This is a genomic window from Microcoleus sp. BR0-C5 (assembly GCF_036705045.1).
In the GTDB taxonomy this organism is placed as follows: Bacteria; Cyanobacteriota; Cyanobacteriia; order Cyanobacteriales; family Microcoleaceae; genus Microcoleus.
On the sequence record NZ_JAUBTR010000084.1, the window covers coordinates 1 to 944 of the forward strand.

The 944-nt window shown below is 48.4% G+C and carries 1 pseudogene; it reads right to left on the reverse strand.

Annotated features, from left to right (window positions below):
- Positions 1 to 840: pseudogene (locus QUB08_RS27250) on the reverse strand (helicase); the annotation flags it as partial.
- Positions 841 to 944 lie beyond the last annotated feature (104 nt).

Consider the following 944-nt stretch of genomic DNA (forward strand, 5'->3'; position numbering starts at 1 on the left):
CACCGCCCCTACAAAACCTTCCGTAGGGGCGGTGCCCCCGTGCCCGCCCATCCCCCCGTGGTTGCCCCGAAATTGCCCAGCCCTTGGGGGTAGGGGGGCGTTGACTTCTTCCTCCCGATTCCACACAGGTTTACTGCTAGGCGCATAGCCCAGCAACTTATTTTTCACCGCTTCCGGCACTTCAAAAACGCGCACATTCGGTGATAAATTGTTCCACAACTGTTCAAACCGAAAAATCTCTTCAGAAACTCGTTCAGCATCTCGGCCGCCTTCCCAAGCACAATAAACGTGGAAAGATTCAACATTGCTTTCCCAACCGCTGAGAGATTCGTTATTGGAACCGCTAAAAGCTAATTGTGCGCCCTTGCTGTCGGTGAAAATGCCGACTTTTTCGTGAAAAATATGCTGCCGATCGAGTAAACTTTCAGTATCTATTGGTAAGCCGTTCGATTTAAGGGGAATGGCGATTTTAATATCGAGATAACTGTTTTGAATCAGCCAACTGAGAATTTCAAAATGTTTGAGTTGGGCGAAGGTTTTGGGCGGCTGTAAATCGGTATCGAGGCGCATGGTAACTGCATCTCGGAGGGCGTAACCTTGTTGGATAGCTTGCAAGTCTTGCGGGCTGAATTGACAGCCCATGATTAATCGCATCCGCCCTTGATTGTGCAGCATCGCGCCCAATCCCTGCGCTACTTTACTGAGGATGGCGCTGTTGAAAAAGCCGGATTTACGATCGTACTGTAGAGCACATTCTAGCGCGGGAATGTAGAAATCGGCGATCGGGTTATTTTCATTGCTAGAATAGCTGATGCGCCAGGGATAATCTGTTAAATTCATCTTATTAGTTATTTGTTATTTGTCAGCATCTAAGAAACCGGGTTTTTACAGGTTTTCTCGCCTGTAACGAGTCTTCTCGAAAAAACCCGGTTTCTGGCCCCACG